The organism is Massilia sp. NBRC 108631 (genome assembly GCF_059704565.1).
The window spans coordinates 38,492-56,556 of record NZ_BAAKJE010000281.1; the positions used below are offsets into that span (position 1 = coordinate 38,492).

Here is an 18,065-nt window from a genome sequence, read left to right on the forward strand (position 1 = left end):
TTTCGTCTTCATTTTCATAGTTGGGTGCGCAGCGCGAACAGTTCCGGGAACAGCACCGTGTCCAGCATCTTGCGCAGGTAGCTGGCGCCCGCCGTACCGCCGGTGCCGGCCTTGAAACCGATAATGCGTTCCACCGTGTTCACGTGGCGGAAGCGCCAGAGCCGGAACGCGGTCTCGAGGTCGACCAGCTTTTCAGCCAACTCGTACAGTGCCCAGTGCCGCGACGGCTCGCGGTATACCTCCAGCCACGCCGCTCGCACCGAGCTGTCTGCCTCGGTGGCCCGGGACCAGCGGCCATCCAGCCGCTGCGGTGCAATGGAAAAGCCGCTGCGCGCCAGCAGATGAACCGCTTCGTCGTACAGCGAGGGGGCGTTCAGCTCTTCCTCCAGCCGCGCGTGGCGGTCCGGCACGCTGGCATGCACCGCCAGCATGGCTGCATTCTTGTTCCCGAGGATGAACTCGATCTCGCGGTACTGGAACGACTGGAAGCCCGACGACGCGCCGAGATAAGGGCGCAGCGCCGTGTACTCCGGCGGCGTCATGGTGGCCAGCACGTCCCAGGCGTGCACCAGCTGGTCCATGATGCGCGCCACCCGCGCCAGCATCTTGCAAGCGGGCGCCACTGCGCCCTGCCGCACCGCGGCACGGACGGCGTGCAGTTCATGTAGCATCAGCTTCATCCAAAGTTCGCTGGCCTGGTGCTGGACGATGAAGAGCATCTCGTCGTGCGCGGGCGACAGCGGGTGCTGCGCCGTGAGGATGCTGTCCAGCGCGAGGTAGTCGCCGTAGCTCATCGACTTGCTGAAATCCATGCGCGCCCCGTGCCACTGCTCATTGCCGCTCCGCGCCGTCATGTCACCGCTCCGCGTTCGGCCGCGACATCGTAGTCCTGCCGCGCCAGGATCTGGCGCAGGATCTCCACCGCGTCCCACACATCGGCAAAGCCGGTGTACAAGGGCGCAAAGCCGAAGCGCATGATGGCGGGCTCCCGGTAGTCGCCGATCACGCCGCACGCAATCAACGCGGCCATCACCGCGTAGCCGTGCGGGTGCGTGAAACTGACATGGCTGCCGCGTCGCGCATGCTCGCGCGGCGTGACCAGCTCCAGCCCGCGGCCGGCGCAGCGCGTTTCCACCAGGCCGATGAACAGATCCGTCAGCGCCAGCGACTTGGCGCGCAGCGCCTCCATGGTGGTGAGCGCGAACACGTCCAGCCCGCACTCGACCAGCGCCAGCGACACCATGGGCTGCGTGCCGCACAGCGCGCGGCCGATGCCTGCGGCGGGCGCAAAATCGGGCGCCATGTCGAACGGCGCGGCGTGTCCCCACCAGCCCGACAGCGGCTGCATGAAACCGGCCTGGTGGCGCCGGGGCACCCAGATGAATGCCGGCGCACCCGGACCGCCGTTGAGGTACTTGTAGCCGCAGCCGACCGCGAAATCGGCGCCGTCCGCCGCCACCGCCAGCGGCACGGCGCCGGCCGAATGCGCCAGATCCCAGATGATCAGCGCGCCCCGCGCATGGGCCTGCGCACTGACGGCGGCCATGTCGTGCTGGTAGCCGGTGCGGTAGTTCACGTGGGTCAGCATCACCACCGCCGTGTCGGCATCGATTGCGGCTGGCAGCTCGGCGGCCGAATCGACCAGCCTCACCGTGTAGCCGCGCGCCAGCCAGGACGACAGGCCCTGGGCGATATAGATGTCGGTCGGGAAGTTGCCGCGTTCAGTGACGATGACGCGCCGCCCGCCGTGCGACGGGTGATGGGCCTGCAAATGCAGCGCGGCGGCCAGCGCCTTGAACAAGTTGATGGAGGTGGTGTCGGTCACCGCCACTTCGCCGCCTGCGGCACCGATCAGCGGCGCGATCCGGTCGCCCAGGCGCTTCGGCAGTGCGAACCAGCCGGCCGTGTTCCAGCTGCGTATCAGCCCCTGCCCCCATTCCTGGGCGATCACTTGCCGCGCGCGCGCCATGGCTGCGGCGGGCGCCGCCCCCAGCGAGTTGCCGTCGAGGTAAATCACGCCTTCGGGCAGCTCGAAATGCGCGCGCAAGGGGGCGAGCGCATCCTGCGCATCGAGCGCGATGCAGTCCTTGCGGGTCATGCCTGCGCTGTCAAATGTCATCCCCACAGGTCCGGCTCCGCAGCGCTCAGCAACGCAGCCTGGTAGCGCATGGCTGCGGCCCGGTCTTCCCGCAGCAGCAGCGGTCCATCCAGGTCGACGTAGGTGCATTCCTGTGCCACCAGGTGGGCAGGCGCCATGGCCAGCGAAGTGCCCCCCATATTGCCCACCATGAGCTCGAAGCCCAGTTCCCTGGCGCGGCGCGCCAGCGCCAGCGCCTCGGTCAGGCCACCGCACTTGTCGAGCTTGATGTTGACGTACTGATAGCGGCCGACCAGGGCGTCCAGCGAGCCGCGGTCGGTGCAGGACTCGTCCGCCGCCAGCGGGATAGGCGACTGCAGTCCATCGAGCTGCGCGTCGCTGCCGCGCGGCACCGGCTGTTCGATCAATTCCACGCCGCGGGCCTGCAATTCAGGCAGGATCTGCTCCAGCAGCTGGCGGTTCCAGGCCTGGTTGGCGTCGATCACCAGCCGGGCGTGCGGATGCTCCTCGCGCGCGAAGCGCACCATGTCGATGTGGCGGGTGGCGTCGGCCTTCAGCTTCAGCAAGGGGAAGTGGCGCGCGGCGCGGATCTTGCGGCGCACATCCGCTTCCGTTCCGAGTCCAATCGTGTAGGCGGTCAGCACGGGCGCCGCATGAACGCGTCCGGCCAGCTGCCAGGCCCGCTGGCCCGCCTGCCGCGCGCGCAGGTCCCACAACGCGCAGTCGAGCGCGTTGCGCGCGCCGCCGGCCGGCAGCCATTGCGCCAGCTCCGCATGCGACACGTCGGCCCGCAGCAGCGGCGCCACCGCACCGATCTGCGCGGCGATCGACTGCGGCGTCTCGCCGTCGTAGGGCACTCCGGCGGCCTCGCCCCGGCCGACGGTGCCATGCGCGTCGCGCAGGCTCACCACCAGCACGTCGATGGCCGTCATCGTCTCACGGGAGATTTCAAACGGTTCCTGCAAGGGCCAGCTTTCCAGCGTGATGGTGCATTCAATTGTCATGGCAAGTCTCCTGTTGATGTGTGATGGCGGCGGCGAGCGCTTCGACGCCGCCTCGGATGGGGTCGACCACGGGCAGGCCCAGCTCGGCCTCGATGCGGTCCCGGTAGGCGCGCCAGGCGGCCTCGCCCAGCGACGAGGAATTGACGCTGATGCCGATGCAGCGGACGGCGGGATTGGTCAGCCGGCCGGCCTGCAGATACATTTCAATGGCGTTCTCCAGGCGCGGGGTCTGATAGCCGGGCAGCGCGTCGAGGTGGGTGCGGCTGGGATCGTGGCACAGCACCAGCGCGTCCGGCTGCGAGCCATGCAGCAGGCCCAGGCTGACGCCCGCATAGGCGGGGTGGAACAGCGAGCCCTGCCCTTCGATCACGTCCCAGTGGCCGGCGTGGTTGTCGGGCGAAAGCTGCTCGGCCACGCCGGCGATGAAGTCGGCCACCACCGCATCGATGGCGACACCGCCGCCGGAGATCATGATGCCGGTCTGTCCGGTGGCGCGGAAGGTGGCGGCTACGCCGCGCGCCTGTAGCGAGCGGGCCAGCGCCAGCGCGGTGTACTTCTTGCCGAGCGCGCAATCGGTGCCCACCGTGAGCAGGCGCCGGCCCGGGCGCTTGCGGCCGGTGCCGGTGACGCGCGGCCAGTCGCCGTGGCGCACATCGTGCAGCTGCACGCCTGCCGCAGCGGCGGCGGCCACCAGCTCGGGTATGCCGCTGAGGCGCGTATGCAGGCCGCTGACAATGTCCAGGCCTGCAGCGGCGGCCTCGATCAGGGTCGGCAGCCAGTGCGGCGGCAACTGGCCGCCTGCGGGTGCAATGCCGATCAGCAGCGAACCGGCTCCGGCGGCGACGGCCTGCGCCACGCTCAGCGCGGGCTTGCCGGTAGTGACGGTGGCGCCGGCAAAGCGCAGTTCGCCAACCACGTCGGCCGGGCACCATTCGGCCACGCCGAGAGCGGTCTTGGCGGTGACGGGTGAGGTGGCGTCGCCGAGGAAAAGCAGGTAGGGTTTACGTAGCAATAGCATGGGAAAGTCCGTTCCGGTCAATGGGTTTAGCGCCAGGCCGCGTGCGGTTGGGCCACGCGCGGCCAGTAGTCGAGGTTGCGCACCCGGTACGGCAGGGCCGCGAAATCGGGCGCGATGGCGCCGGGGGTGGAGGCGTACAGCACCGTGCTGGCGATGGGCGCGAACTCGGCGTGGAAGTGGACGGCGGATTTCACCACCACCAGCTTCTTGTCCTCCAGGCTCAGGCCGACACCGGTGAAGGCTTCGGGCGAGAAGATCTGGCCGCGCAGCGACGCCAGCAGGATGTGCACCCGGTTCGGCCCTTCCACCCAGACGCAGGTGCCCAGCCCCACCCGCCCGCCCACGGCCGACGCGCTCTGGCTATGGCCTTCGACGACCGCGCGCACGGTCACGTGCAGGTCCAGCGGCTGGCCCGAGGCGGGACCGCACTTGCCGCCGATGCGCAGATCCATGGTTGCGCCCACGCCGGCGTCCTTGCAGATCTGGATCGCACCGAGGTCCCAGAAGGCGCCGATGGCGACGTTGCCGATGCCGCGTTCGATCAGCCGCCGCAGCACGAAGGTGGCGTCGCCGGGCGCGCCGCCGCCGGGGTTGTCGGCCACGTCGGCCAGCACCACGGGACCGGGATTCTGCGCCGTGGCCTGCTCCAGGGCCAGGTTCAGGGCCTGGTTCAATGCGGCGTCGAGCTGCAGCACCTGCACGCCGGCCAGTTCACGCAGGTTCCAGAACTCGTGCGCCAGTTGCGCGGCCAGATTTTCTGCCAGCGCCGTGTCGTTGTCGGTGACGACCCACAGCCTGGCGCTGGAATCGGCCACGTCGCCCCACGGGAAGCCGTGGCCCAGCGACACCGACAGCACGCCGTCCCGCCCCTCGAAGGATTGCATGCGCTGCACGAAACCCTTCATCGGCTCGCGCGTGGTCTGCCACGCGCCTACCATCTTGCAGTCGAATACAGCGGTGACCGGCCGCACCCGCCCGGCGTGCGTGTCGGCCAGGATGCGGTACAGCTCCCGCGCGCGCTCGGCGATATCGGTGTGCGGATACTCCTTGAAGGCGATGATGACGTCCGCCGAGGCGCGCATCAGTTCCGTGAAATGGCAGTGCAAGTCCAGCTCTGCGCCCACCGGTACGCCGGGGCCGACGATTTCGCGCACGCGCGCCAGCAGGTCCCCTTCGCAATCGTCATAGCCGTCCGCCGCCATCGCGCCATGCAGCATCAGCTGCACCGCGTCGACCGGCAGGGCCGCGCGCAGGTCTTCCAGCAGCATTTCGCGCAGCTCCTCGTACACTGCGCGCACGGTGCGGCCGGAGGGCTCGGCAAGCGTGCACAGGCCTTCAACGACCTGGTGGCCGTCGGCTTCCATCATCGAACGGCAGGCGTGCATGATGGCGCCGGTGCCGTCCGGATCCTCGCGGCTGCCGTCGCCCCTGAAAATGCCGCATTCCTCGAAGCCGCCACGGCCGGTCGGCGTGGTGGCGAAGGTATTGGTCTCGGTGGCCAACTGGGCAATAAAGAATTTCATCGCGCCTCCCTTCAGTCGGCCAGGCGCTCGAAGCGCAGGTTGCGGGTGCGGTGCGTGTTGATGCGGAACGCCTTGACCGCGCCGTCCGACCGTTCGGCGCTGAGCACACCGCGCAAGGGCGGGTATTCACCGCCGAAGCGCAGGCCGAACACCAGGTCCGAAAACGCTTCCAGCACCATGACGTCGCAGCCGTGCGCGCCGAACACTTCCAGTTTCAGCTGGGCGCCGTCGAAGCGCATCAGCGCATCGGCTCCCAGGTCCGGCGCGTGGTAGCGGCCCAGCAAGGCCAGGCCCACTTCGGCCAGGGCCGGCGGCGTGGCAGGCAGGCGCTCGTAGCGCTCGGCACGGCCGCCCTCGCTGAGCGTGAGCGTGGGCGGCGCCTGCTGGCCTTCCATCGCCAGCGCGGCGGCCGGCACTTCCAGCGGCCCCAGCGCCAACTCCTCGAAACCGATGCGCAAGCTGGCATCGTGTTCCGTCATCGGCACCGGCAGGCTGTCCAGGAAGCTCAGGCCCAGCTTCCCTTCCGGCGCTTCGGTAAAGCCGCATACCAGCCCGGAGGCGCCGGAATGGTAGCGCGTCCCCAGCATAGGCTGGAAACGCGCGGCGGCAGCCTTTTCGCGCGCGGCGGCAGGCAAGGCGTCGCCCAGCATGGTGTCGATGATGCTGTAGCCCAGGTCCATGGGATTGGCCTGCGCGCCGTTGGTCATGATGATGATGTCGAGCGCGTGACTGGGCACGGTGATCATCTGGCAGGTGCCGCCGACCACGCCGCCGGCATGGTGGATCACCTCCACGCCCCGGTAGCCGTGCAGCATCAGGCCCAGCCCATAAGGCACGGACAGCCCGTTATTCAGCGTGGCGCGGGTGGTCATCTGGCGCCAGCTGGCCTCGCTGCCCACCGTCTTGCTGGTTGAACGCAGATGCGCGAGCCAGGTCAGCATATCGTCCAGCGTGGAGATCATGGCGCCCTCGCCGCGCAATTCCTCGGTCGGGAAAATCCCGAGGCGCCAGCCGCCGCCCTGCTCGGGCGGGCGCGGCACGTGCAGCGTGGCCATGCCGCGATGGATCTCGAAATCGCTGGGAGACGAGATCGTGTCCACCATCCCCAGCGGCGTGAAGATGCGCTCCTTCAGGAACTGCTCAAAGGGCATGCCGGCCACCTTCTCTATCACCAGGGACAGCAGGTGGTAGCCGCCGTTGCAGTACAAGATCTTTTCTCCCGGCGCGAAATTTACCGCCGTCTGGCGCAACTGCGCGGCCAGGGCCGCACCCTGCGGCTTGATGGCCATGCCGTCGCCGATCGAGGCCAGGTCCAGGAAGCAGCGGTAGCCGCTGGTGTGCGTCATGAGCTGGCGCAGGGTGGGTTCGCCACGCAGCGGCGGCAGCGCAGGGAAATATTCGCGCACGCCGGCATCCACGTTCAGCTTGCCTTCCTCGGCCAGCAGCAGCGCTGCCAGGCAGGTGAAGTGCTTGCTGGTCGAGCCGATGCGCATGCGGGTCCAGGCGGTGTTGGCCACACCCAGCTCCACGCTGGCCAGGCCGAAGCCGCGCCGGTACAGGCGCCGGCCGTGCTGCGCCACGCCGACCACCAGGCCGGGCGCGTCGCTGCGGTTGTGGGGCTGGAACAGCGCGTCCAGCGTACCGGTCTTGTCTATCATGTTTGCCTCGTTCATGGTCTCTCCAGTAAAGCGGTCAAGCCCCGCGCAGCGCGAGGTCGGGGTGGATGGTTGCAACGGTGTTCACAAAGGGCTTTTCGGCCATGCGCATGACCAGTGCGGCCAGTGCAAAGGCGGCCGCGCCGACGGCTGCCATGGCGGTCATCAGCCCCTGGGGGTCCGCCCGCAGCAGGTCGGATAGCGCGCCCACCAACAGCGGGCTGAGTGCCGAGAGGCCCACGGTCACGCCGCTGCCGATGGCGATCAGCCTTGAGCGCAGCGCCGCCGGTGTCATGTCCTGTAGCAGGGTCGGCACCAGCACGCTGCCGGCGATCAGCGCTGCCACCTGCGCGCCGAACAGCCAGTACAGGCCGTCGGCGCTGCGCGCGGCCGGCATCAGCAACGAAGCCAGCGCGGCCAGCGCGGCGCCGATGGTGACTACCCGCACCGGCGTGGCCAGCCCGGCCCGGCCGCGCAGCATCCGCACACCGGCCGCGCCCAGCACCGCGCCGCCCACCGTACCCAGCAAATAGGCCACGCCGATCCCCTGCCCCACCTGGCCGGTGGTGGCGCCGAACATGCGCGAGGCCACGATGGGCGCCCAGTTGGCGCTCGCCGCGATTCCCAGCGCCATCAGGCCGGAGCCGCCGAACACGCAAGCCATGGTCCGGCCATGGGCGCGGATATAGGCGGGCACGGCGGGCTTGGCCTGTTCGGATGGCGCATGGGCGGCGGCGCGCTGCGGATGCAGCCGTATCAGCAGCACCGCCAGCGCTACCAGGGGGCCGGGCAGCGCCACGGCAAGAAAGGCCAGGCGCCAGGACTCCAGCGCCTGCAGGATGGGCGGCAACAGCGGACGCACGCCGTCCAGCGCGTCCACCAGCGCGCCGCTGAGCGCCATCCCCAGGCCCGAGCCGAGGATGGCAGCCAGCGTGTACACGCCGTTGGCCAGCACGCGGCGGCGCTCCGGCACGATCTCCGGTATCAGCCCGTAGACGATGGGCGCCAGCCCGGCTTCGCCGATGCCCAGGCCGATGGCCGCGACGAACAGCGAAGTGAAATCCTGCGCCATGCCGCAGGCTGCGGTGGCGGCGCCCCACACCAGGACGCAGGCGGCCAGCAGCGTGCGGCGGCCGTAGCGGTCGGCCAGCCAGCCCAACGGCACGGCGGCCGCACCGGCGAACAGGGTGATGCCGACACCCTGCACCAAGCCCAGCCTGGTGTCCGACAGGCCCAGGCTCTGGCGCATCGGCTCTGCCAACAGCACCAGGATCTGCCGGTCCAGCGCGCTGAAAATGGTGGCGATTACCAGCACCAGCAGCCCGTAGCCGGCCAGCAGGCCGCCCGCGGACGAGGTGGTGGACTGCGGCGGCGCAGCGAAATGCAAGACGTGATTGTCCATGAGCGTAGCCCCTAGAAGAAAAAGAGAATGTGGATCCGGCGGCGGAACGCCGCCGGCAGCGTGCGGATGTGCCGGCAACTGCGCCGGCTAGCCGCGCGGGTGGCTTAGAACGGCACTGTCACCGTGGCGCCCAGCGTGCGCGCCTTGGCCAATGACACCCAGACCGGGCCGCCCAGTGCCTGCACTGTACTGTCCGCTCCCAACTGGGCACGCTTGTCGAACAGGTTGCGCGCAAACAGGGCGATGCTGTAGCGTTTAAAATCGATCCCGGCTTGCAGATCGGTCAGCGCATAGGCCGGCAGCCGATACAGCGGCATCGCTACGCTGCCCGGAAAGCCGCCGTTGCGCGCGCCGACGTAGCGTTGCGCCACCCCGGCGTAGCTGGCGAAACCGGCCAGCTCAAAGGCGTAATTGGCGCTCAGGCTGGCCGACAGGCGGGCGCTGGCCGGCATGCGCGCGCCGGCCAGCGCGCCCAGGCCGGGCGCATCGTCGGTCAGCACGGCGTCCAGGTAGGCGGCGTTGCCGGCCAGGGTCCAATGGGCATCCGGCCGGTAGCCCAGCATTAGTTCGGCGCCACGCACGCGCGCCGCGCCGGCATTGACGATTGCCGACACGCCGTTGATCGGCCGGTACTGCTGCAGATTCCTCCAGTCCAGCTTGAACAGCGCCGCCTCGACTGAAAGGCGCTTGCCGAGCAAATCGGCCTTGTAGCCAAGCTCATGGCTGGTCAAGGTGTCCGGCTGGAACGCCGGCAGGCCGTTCAGTGCACCGGTGTGCGGATCCCTCAGCACCGAGTTCGGTCCGCCGGGCCGGTAGCCGGTGGCGGCGCGCACATAGACCGAGCTGGCTGGCGTCAGGCCGTAGCGCGCGGTCAGCAGCCAGGTGCGGCTGGTGTCGGCGGAACGGGCGTCGATGACTTGCGCACCGCCGGCGAGCAGCCCGTCGGAGCGCTGCACATATTGCTGCTCGTTGCGCGCCACCCTCAGGCCGCCCGTCACGGACAGGTTCTTGGCGAATTTCCAGGTCAGATCGCCATACAGCGCCGCTTCCCGATAGCTGGCGGGCACTTCCGCCGTCAGCAGATCGGATCCCGGCGCCCCGCTGGCCAGGGTACTGGTCACGCGCTGCCGGTTGTTGCTTTTCTCCTGGTTGTAATAGAAGCCGGCCAGCCATTCGAGCTGCTTGTCGGGCCTGGACGTCAGGCGCAGCTCTTGCGTAGACTTGTCCAGCGCCACCCTGACCAGCGCGGGGGTGCTGCCCAGGTCCATGCCGAAATCGGCCAGCAGCGGAATATAGCCAGCGCTGGCGTCGGTGGCAGCGCTGGAGCGCACGCGCTGGCGCGAGGTGATGGAATTGAGCCGCGCCCAGCCGAAGTCGTATTCGATATCGGCCGCCAGCAGGCCAATCTTCACGCTATAGGGTTCGGCGGCATACAGGCGCCGGATGGTCTCGCCCTCGATGGGGCGGCCGGTGGCGGCGCTGTAGTCGACAAACTCGTAACCTTCACGGCTGATGTTCTGGGCGGTTCCGGTCAGCCGCACCCTGAGCCGGCTGGTGGGCGTAAGCAGCAGGGCGAGCCGGGCGCCGCGCGTGTTGCCACGGTCGATGTTCTGCCGGCTGGGCGAACCTACGCTGTCGATGCTGCCGCCCGCGTGGTCGGTGAAGGCCGACATGCGCAGGCCCGCGACGTCCTCTTTCAGCGGCACGTTGACCACCGCGCTCAGTGTGTGGTTGACGCCCCCGCCCCGCGTGCCGGAAACGCTCAACGCGGCTTTGCCGGAAAACTCGAAGGTATCCGGGTCGTTGGTCACGTACTTGAGCAGGCCGCCCATCGCGCTGGCGCCGTAGAGCGTGCCCTGCGGACCGCGCAGCAGTTCAATGTGGCTCAGGTCCAGCAAGGCCATGTCCAGCGCCATTTGCGCGCCATTGGCGACAGCGGTGCTGGAGCCGAACGCCACGTCGTCGATGTACACGCCGACCGTCGCTATGGTCTGGGTTCCGGTGCTCACGCCCCGGATGGCCAGGGTTCCGATGCCGGGCCCGCCGGTGCTTTTGACATCGACGCCAGCCTCGTTGCCCAGGTAGTCCTGCAAGGACTTGGCGCCGGAGCGGCTCAGCTTCTCGGTCGACAGCCGGCTGACCTGCATCGGCACTTCGCGCGCCGGTTCGCGGCGCCGGGTGGCGCTGACGACCACCGTGTCCATGGCGGGCGGCTCGGTCTGCGCGCGTTTTTCCGGCCTGGGCGGCGGCGGCGCATCGACAAATATCACCAGGGCGCCCGATACGTCGCGCCGCACCGACAGCGAAGTGCCATCGAGCAGCTGCCGCAACGCTTCTTCGGACGACAACGCCCGCTTGATGCCTTTGGTGCTGCGGCCCTTGACGTCCTCAATCTTGTAGATCAGCTGCGTGCCCGACTGCGCCGCATACGCATCCAGTGCAGCCTTCAACTCGCCGCCGGCGATATCGAAATTGCGTTCCTGGGCCTGCACGCCGGCGCACAATACCACTGCGCCAGCGACGGCCAGCCGGACCAGGAGCTTCATCGTTGTTTTCGGTTTCATTGTTTTCTCTTTTTTAGGGTGTCTCCACCAAACTAAGACGAACCCCGCGCCGCAATCCGGTATGCATTTCGCTCAAAAATATATTTCGTTGCGGGATACCGGATTTTTTTCGCTGCCTCGTCTTACTATATAGGACGATGAGGGCAACGAGGATGATGGCTGAACCGCAAACTTGCGAGGGGTCGGATTGAAAGATGATGAATTAAGCGCCTGGTTTGTCGAACAGGTCCTGCCGCTGGAAGGCGTGCTCGAACGCTATTTGCGCCGCAACTGGCGCGATGCGGGCGAGATCGCCGATTTGCGGCAGGAAGTGTACGCGCGCGTCTACGACGGCTGCGCGCAGCGCCGGCCCGAATCGGCCCAGGCATTCGTGTTGTCGACAGCCCGCAATCTGCTGATCGACCGTGCACGCCGCGCGCAAATCGTTTCCATCGAAGCCTTCGCCGATATGGATACGCTGGCGCCGACCATCGATGAGCTGAGTCCCGAACGGCACCTGGCCGCGCGCAGCGAACTGCGGCTGCTGCAGCTTGCCCTGAACCTGCTGCCGGCCCGTTGCCGCGAAGTGGTCGAACTGCGCAAGATAGAAGGCTTGTCGCAGCGCGAGGTAGCCTCGCGCATGGGCATCACAGAGGACACGGTGGAACGCCAGGTGTCCAAGGGCGTGCGCGCCCTGGCTGTGGCGCTGCAGGCGGCCGCGCTGGGTGGCAGCGCCGCCGCTGCGCGCATTGCGGCGGCGCGCAAGAAAGGAACCATACAATGAAATCTGAAGCACTGAATGAAATTGAAGCACGGGCGGCCGACTGGATCGCGGAACGTGACGGCAACGACGCGGGCTTGCCGTCCGAACGCCAGCAGGCACTGGACGAATGGCTGAACGCATCCACCGCCAACCGGGTTGCCTACCTGCGCCTGGACCACGCCTGGCGCCGTGCCGACCGCCTGCGCGCGCTGCAAACACCATCCCCTGCCCTTGGCGCAGAGCCGCCCAGGCGCGCGCGCCTGGCATGGCTGGCGCGGCCGCCGGTATACCGCGCGGCCGCCGGCCTGAGCCTGGCTGTGCTGGCCCTGGTGCTGGTGACCGACCTTGGCGGCCTTGGCGGGCTGGGCGGTTTTGGACAGTCCGATACGCAGCGCTATGCCACCGCGCGCGGCCAGCGCGAATCGGTGGCCCTGGCCGACGGCTCGCACCTGACGTTGAACACCGCCACAAAATTGCGCACCGCCGTCACGCCCAAGGCGCGCGAAGTGTGGCTGGACCAGGGCGAAGCGTTCTTCGACATCGCCCATGACGCGAAACGGCCGTTCGTGGTCCATGCCGGCAAGCAGACCGTGACGGTGCTGGGCACCAAATTTTCACTGTTCCGCGAAGGCGACCGGCTGCGCGTGGCGGTACTGGAAGGACGCGTGCAGGTGAAGACCGCGCGCGCCAGCGCCACCGTGCTGGCGCGCGACGACGCCGCCGTGGCCGACGTCGCCAATGTGCTGGTGACCAGGAAGTCCAGCCAGCAGTTGAGCGCCAGCTTGAGCTGGCTGCAGGGCAAACTGGTGTTTGACCAGGTGAGCCTGGCCGACGCGGCGCGCCAGTTCAACCGCTACGGCCGCCGGCAGCTGGTGATCGAGGACGACGCTGCCGCGCGCATCGCCATCGGCGGCGTGTTCGATGCGCACAATGTGGAAGCCTTCGCGCGCCTGCTGCACGTGGGCTTCGGCCTGAACGTGCAAACGGACGGCGACCGCATTCGGGTCTCCAGCCCTGCGTCCTGACGCGGCACGCCCTGCCCGGCAAAGCTATTGATCGTAACTGTGGAAAAACGGCTTGAACACCGCCTTTGCAGGCGCCGGTGCTCCGAACCAGCGGACCAGCGCCGCCGGCCAGCGCGTCCCCAGCGGCACCAGCGTGAAGGAGCCGGCGATCTGGGGGCTGTTCTCCGCCAGGTAGGTCACCTCCGGCGCGGTGCCCTTGTTGCCAAGGCCGCCGACCAAGGCGTTGTGGCTCAGCAGCGTGCGTTCGCCGTCGCGCTCCACGGCGACGTCGCCGGGCTGCATGGCCACCGCAAAGCCGGCGCCCCGGGTTTCGCTCAGCAGCGCCAGCTCGGTGCCGCGCCGGTTGCCCTGGAAGCGCAGGTCGGCGCGGTTCAGGTGATACTGCCCAAACTCGTTGAGCATGTCCTTGCCGGGATAGCCGGCGTACGGCCCCTGCCCGATCCAGCGGAACTCTTCCACACCCGCCGGCGCCACCACGGACAGGCCGGCTTCCGACAGCAAACCTGAAGCAGCGGCAGGCCTAAATGCGTACGAGACCGTGATGGCGCCGTTGGCCGCGATGTCGAGCTGGTAGCCGCCGCGCAGCGTGTCGCGGACTGCGCCGCGTGCATGGGCAGGCGCGGCGGCCGCTTGCGCGGCGCCCGGAGCATCCGGCACCAAATCGTCAAACGGCTGCGACGGCGAACGCGCCGCAGCCGGAGCGTCCTTGCCATCCGGCGGCAGCGGATATTCGCCCGATACGGCCAGCAGCACCTTGCCGTCGCGCTTTTGCACCTTGATCACCGCGTTTTCCAGCCGCGTAAGGGTGGACTTCAGCCAGAGCCCCGACAGCTTGGCACGCAAGGCCTCCGCCATCAGCGGCTTGCGTCCGGAATGCGGATAAATCCCGTCCACCAGCACCTTGCCTTCGTGGTCGCGGATCGTCAGCGCTCCCGAGGAGCGCTGCACCGTCAGCACCCACTGCGGCAAGGTGACCTGTATGCCATCTTCGCTCTCGCTGACGGCGGGTTCGCCCTGCGCCGGCAATCCAGCGGGCCAACCGGCGCGCGGCTGCATGCCGATATGGGTGCCGGCGGCGCCGTGCAGATCGAGCTGCACAGTGCGTTCATTCACCTGCATGCCGCTTTCATCGACCGCCCGCAGCTGCAGCGCGAGCACGTCGCCCTGCGCCCCGGCCGGGATATCCAGCGGAATGCGCACAACCTCGCTGCTGCGCGCCGCAGCCGTCAAGCCCGCCATGCCACGGCCGATTTCCTTGCCGTTGCGCTGCAAGGACCAGTGCAGGCCCACGCCGCGCAGTGGCCGGAAATCATAGCGGCTTTCCACCGTAACGCTTACCTGCTGCCGTCCTGGCTTCACCTGCGCGCGCTGCTCGGGAAACCGCACCGGCGCATACACCTTGCGCATCTGCCAGTAGTCGGTCTGCGGCGTGCGGTCCGCGTAGACCACGCCGTCCGTGCCGTCCAGCCCATGCGTGTTGTAGTAGCGTGTCGGGTCCAGCCACGCGTACTGCGTCGGCCTTGCCGGATCGACCGGTGCGGCGCTGGTGCTCAGGATGCCCTGGTCCATGAAGTGCCATATCGCGCCGCCGGCCAGTACCGGGCTGTTCTGTATGGTTTCCCACTGCTCCTGCAAGCGGTCTGTAGCCAAGCCCAGCGCGTGCGCATATTCAGTAATGATGGCCGGCCGCGCGAGTGTGGCTGCGTAGTCCACCAGGCGCGCATTGCTTGGGTAGTGCGGCGCGTGAATATCCACCCAGTCCGGAATTTTCTGGTAGTTCGCAGCGAAGTAGCTGCCGATCTTCGGGTAGGTGATCGGCCGGGACGGATCGAGCTGCTTCGCCAGCCGCCCTGCTTCCAGCTCCACCTCCGTGACCGGGTTCTCGTTGCCGATGCTCCAGATCAGGACCGACGCATGGTTCTTGTCGCGCGCGATGGTCGGTTCCACCCGCGCCAGGATGTTGTCCCGGCACTCGGGCTTCACGAGGTTTTTCTCGCCGTGGCCGATCGAGACTTCATCCATCACGTAAAAGCCCATTTCGTCGGCCAGCTCCAGCAGGCGGACGTTGGGTGGATAGTGCGAGGTGCGGACGAAATTGACGTTAGCCTTTTTCATCAGCGCCAGGTCGGCGCGCATCTGCGCCTCGGTGATGGCGCGGCCATGCAGCGGATCGAGGTCATGGTGGTTTACACCGCGCAGCTTGATCGGGCGCCCGTTCAGCAGCAGCACCTTGCCATCGATGCGGACCTCGCGAAGCCCCACCCGCTCATCCACCGCATGCACGGTCTTCCCCTTGTCCGCAAGCGCGAGCTGCAGGCGGTACAGCGCGGGCGTCTCCGCCGTCCACAGCCTGGGTTTGGCCACGCGCAGCACGGCGCGGCGGCGCGCGCCATCCTTGCCCGCCGGCGTCACCAGGCGCGCAGTCGCGGCGCTTGTCCCGTCGGGCGCGATCAGCGTGGCGCGCAGCTCGCCTTCATCCTTGCTCAGCTCCACATCCAGCGAGAATTCGGCCGCGCCGTCCGGCAGCAGCCTGGTGCTGGTCGCCAGCTCCGCGATATGCGCGGCGGGTACGGAGAACAGCGTCACGTCGCGGTAAATGCCGGACAGGGACCAGTCGTCGTTCAGGTCGAATTCGTATCCCGGCGGCCTGGTTGTCACGCGTACCGCCAGCGTGTTGGCGGCTTCGCCCGGCAGCAGAAATTCGGTGACGTCGAAGGTGTGCCGGTTGAACGCACTGGCGCTCGATGCGCCGGCCTTCCTGCCGTTGATCCACAGTTCGTAGCCGAATGCCACGCCCTCGAAGCGCAGCAAGGTGCGGCGGCCCTGCCAGCTCACCGGTACGCGGAATGTGCGCCGGTACAGGCCCTGGCCCTCCTTCAGTTCGTCCGCATAGATAGGCTCGGCAAAGCCTTTCAGTTCCCAGTTGGCTGGCACCGGGATGGTGTTCCAGCGGGATGCATCGAAGCTCGCGGAGCTGAATTCGGCATCGGCGCCAGCATCCCGCCCCGCGATGTACTTGAACGACCAGTCGCCGTTCAGCGTGAGCGAATACGCGGCCTCTTTGGCGGCTTGGACGTTGGCGGCATCCGCTGCGCCTAGCCCGAGCAAGGCGGCTGCGACACCGACGGCCTGGCGTAGCGTGGTGCGGACCATGGGGCGGGACGGGAGGCGGGACATGGGTGCCTTTATTGCGCAGGATTTGTGTTGGCCGGCGCCACGCGCCAGATTTCGCCGGTGACATCGTCGACGATCAGCAGAGAACCGTCGTCCTGCACCGCCACCGAGGACGGCCGGCCCCACACTTCGCGGTCGCTGACCACGAAGCCAGTGGCGAAGTCCTGGTAGGAACCGGTTGGCACGCCGTGCTTCATGAACACGCGCACCACTTTCGAGCCGGTGCGCGTGGCGCGGTTCCAGGAGCCGTGCAGCGCCAGGAACATGTCGCCGTTGTAGTCGGCCGGGAAGCGGCTGCGCGCGCCGGCGCCGGCTTCGTACGCCACCATGCCCAACGGCGCGGAATGCGCCGTCACCAGAAGATCCGGCTTGCTGACCTTGTCCTTCAGGTCCGGGCGGATGCCTTGCAGGCGAGGCTCTTCGTTGGCGCCGATGTAGTACCACGGCCAGCCGAAGAAGGCGCCGCGCGGCACGCGCGTCAGGTAGTCGGGCGGCAGGTTGTCGCCCAGCAGGTCCCGCTCATTCACGCTGCAAAACAGGTCGCCGGTTGCCGGGTGCCGGTACATGCCCACGCAGTTGCGCAAGCCGGTGGCGTGGGTGCGGCGGTTGCCGCCGTCCGGGTCGAAGGCCAGGACCACGCCACGGTCGGTCTCGTCGCCCCAGGCGCCGCCCAGTCCGTGCTTCGCCTCCCAGTCCGGCAGCGGTTCGGGCGCACGTCGCTCTATCCGTTCGCCGATATTCGAGGCCGAGCCGATCGACACATACATGGTCTTGCTGTCGGCCGAGAAGGCGAGCGTGCGGGTGGTGTGCGATCCCGGCGCGGCCACCAGCGACGGCACCACCACTTCCGGCGCGGCGCTGGCCACCAGGTCGCCGTTCTTGTACGGGAAGCGCACGATGGAATTGACGTAGGCGACGTACAGGTATTGCGGGTTCGGCCCCACGGGCCAGAACGCAAAGCCGAACGGGCGGTTCAGGCCAGACGCGAACACGCTGACCGTGTCGGCCTGCTCGCCGGTGGAGGAGCGGAACACCTTCATCAGGCGCTTCGGCATGGAGGACATGAACAGGTCGCCGTTGGGGGCCTTGACGAGCAGGCGGCCCTTGTCCGGATCGGTGGCCCACAGGTTCACTTTGAAGCCGGGCGGAACGGCGGGCAGCGTGTCTTTCGGGCGTTGCACCGTCTGCGGATTGTTGCCCGCGCTGGGCGTGGCGAACGGCGCCGCCAGCTGGTCGGCGCGCACCTGGTGGATGCGTCCCGGCTGGTCCGCGCTCCAGTCGCCGCCGCCCTTCGCTGCCGATACTGGTGCAGCCAAGGCCCTGGCAGGCGGCGCCTGCTTGCCCGCAAGCGTTTTCAGGTAGCCGATCAGCGCCGCGCGATCGGCCTGGTCCGGCACGCTCATGGGCATCGTGGTGCCGGGCGTATGGGCGGCCGGATCGAGTATATACCGGTCAAGTTCGCTGTCGCTCCACGCGCGGCCGCTACTGCCCGCTGCGGCCAGGGCTTGGGAATAGGCATAGCCGGGCGCGCCGGCGATACGCCGCCCCAGCACGTTGAACAAGCCCGGCCCGGCAAGCGGCTGCAGGTCCGGCGTCGCGCTATGGCACATGGCGCAGTTGGAAGCGAACAGGCGGGCGCCGTCGGGTGGCGTGGCGATGGCGGCAAGCGGGGTTGCAGCGACGGCAACGGCAACTGCGGCGGAGAGCGAAACCAGCAGGCGTGAGCGGTAGTTGGCCATATTGTGCGCGCTTAGGTAGATAGGGAATTATCCCTTCAAAGGCGCCGCAATCCGGCTCACAAAAATGATTGTTTGCGCAAATGAAAAATCGCCGGCTAGCGGCGACTTTTCACTCAGTCAG

At 68.1% G+C, this 18,065-nt stretch carries 12 protein-coding genes; 2 read left to right on the forward strand and 10 right to left on the reverse strand.

Features of this window, described 5'->3' with window-relative positions; all coding sequences use genetic code 11:
• Positions 1-14 precede the first annotated feature (14 nt).
• From kynA to AC6H42_RS30890, 8 genes are all read right to left on the reverse strand, one after another.
• Positions 15-854, reverse strand: coding sequence for a tryptophan 2,3-dioxygenase (kynA, locus tag AC6H42_RS30855; RefSeq protein ID WP_497549719.1), 840 nt, complete (start codon positions 852-854; stop codon positions 15-17).
• On the reverse strand, positions 851-2,119 hold the full coding sequence (kynU, locus tag AC6H42_RS30860; protein ID WP_497549720.1) for a kynureninase: 1,269 nt from the start codon (positions 2,117-2,119) through the stop codon (positions 851-853). Before kynU ends, kynA begins: the two co-directional genes overlap by 4 nt.
• Positions 2,116-3,102 (reverse strand): N-acetyl-D-Glu racemase DgcA, encoded by a 987-nt coding sequence (gene dgcA / locus AC6H42_RS30865; protein ID WP_057153772.1) that lies wholly within the window; start codon positions 3,100-3,102, stop codon positions 2,116-2,118. The genes kynU and dgcA overlap by 4 nt, the downstream gene beginning before the upstream one ends.
• Positions 3,092-4,120, reverse strand: a complete 1,029-nt coding sequence (locus AC6H42_RS30870) for an N-acetyltransferase DgcN family protein (RefSeq protein ID WP_057153771.1) — start codon at positions 4,118-4,120, stop codon at positions 3,092-3,094. Before AC6H42_RS30870 ends, dgcA begins: the two co-directional genes overlap by 11 nt.
• A 26-nt stretch (positions 4,121-4,146) precedes the next feature.
• Positions 4,147-5,643, reverse strand: coding sequence for a M81 family metallopeptidase (locus tag AC6H42_RS30875; protein ID WP_497549721.1), 1,497 nt, complete (start codon positions 5,641-5,643; stop codon positions 4,147-4,149).
• An 11-nt stretch (positions 5,644-5,654) separates the two neighbouring features.
• Positions 5,655-7,316: a serine hydrolase domain-containing protein gene (locus AC6H42_RS30880; protein ID WP_057153769.1), complete on the reverse strand. Its 1,662-nt coding sequence runs from the start codon at positions 7,314-7,316 to the stop codon at positions 5,655-5,657.
• 19 nt (positions 7,317-7,335) lie between these two features.
• A complete protein-coding gene (locus AC6H42_RS30885) occupies positions 7,336-8,700 on the reverse strand; it encodes an MFS transporter (RefSeq protein ID WP_497549722.1) in 1,365 nt (454 codons plus the stop codon).
• 104 nt (positions 8,701-8,804) lie between these two features.
• Positions 8,805-11,246 (reverse strand): TonB-dependent receptor, encoded by a 2,442-nt coding sequence (locus AC6H42_RS30890; RefSeq protein ID WP_497549723.1) that lies wholly within the window; start codon positions 11,244-11,246, stop codon positions 8,805-8,807.
• A 205-nt stretch (positions 11,247-11,451) separates the two neighbouring features.
• Between AC6H42_RS30890 and AC6H42_RS30895 the strand changes: the two genes are divergently transcribed.
• Both AC6H42_RS30895 and AC6H42_RS30900 read left to right on the forward strand, forming a co-directional pair.
• Positions 11,452-12,027 carry an RNA polymerase sigma factor gene (locus AC6H42_RS30895; RefSeq protein WP_057153767.1) on the forward strand — a complete coding sequence of 192 codons (576 nt, stop codon included), beginning with the start codon at positions 11,452-11,454 and terminating at the stop codon, positions 12,025-12,027.
• Positions 12,024-13,031 (forward strand): FecR family protein, encoded by a 1,008-nt coding sequence (locus AC6H42_RS30900; RefSeq protein WP_057153766.1) that lies wholly within the window; start codon positions 12,024-12,026, stop codon positions 13,029-13,031. Before AC6H42_RS30895 ends, AC6H42_RS30900 begins: the two co-directional genes overlap by 4 nt.
• Positions 13,032-13,055: 24 nt before the next feature.
• On the opposite strand, the gene AC6H42_RS30905 is transcribed toward AC6H42_RS30900, so the two are convergent.
• Together AC6H42_RS30905 and AC6H42_RS30910 are read right to left on the reverse strand one after the other, a co-directional pair.
• A complete protein-coding gene (locus tag AC6H42_RS30905) occupies positions 13,056-16,208 on the reverse strand; it encodes a glycoside hydrolase family 2 protein (RefSeq protein WP_497549724.1) in 3,153 nt (1,050 codons plus the stop codon).
• A gap of 8 nt (positions 16,209-16,216) precedes the next feature.
• Positions 16,217-17,944 carry a PQQ-dependent sugar dehydrogenase gene (locus AC6H42_RS30910; protein ID WP_497549725.1) on the reverse strand — a complete coding sequence of 576 codons (1,728 nt, stop codon included), beginning with the start codon at positions 17,942-17,944 and terminating at the stop codon, positions 16,217-16,219.
• Between the last annotated feature and the right edge of the window lie 121 nt (positions 17,945-18,065).